We start from the raw sequence: 303 nt of genomic DNA on the forward strand, positions 1-303 counted from the left end.
TCGCACGATAGAGGAGCTACAGGCAGATCTTGATAAATGGATGTACTACTACAATAATGAAAGGACACATAGTGGCAAACACTGCTTCGGAAAAACTCCAATGGAAACACTTAAATTAAGTATTCCTCTGGCTAAGGAGAAGTTATTGGAAAAATTAAAGGAAGAGGATATATTTGAGAGCTATAAACAAGAGAAAGTAATAGATAAATTAACGATCTCAGAAGAGCAAAAAACATATTCAGAAATTCAATCTGACAATTAGCAAAAACTAACCAACTGTCAGATTAAGTAGTGGCTATTACA

At 34.0% G+C, this 303-nt stretch carries 1 pseudogene; it reads left to right on the forward strand.

The features are described 5' to 3' along the window. A pseudogene (locus ACFE6N_RS23615) lies at window positions 1-262 on the forward strand (hypothetical protein); the annotation flags it as partial. Between the last annotated feature and the right edge of the window lie 41 nt (window positions 263-303).

The organism is Pedobacter sp. BG31, assembly GCF_042464845.1.
Classification (GTDB): domain Bacteria; phylum Bacteroidota; class Bacteroidia; order Sphingobacteriales; family Sphingobacteriaceae; genus Pedobacter; species Pedobacter suwonensis.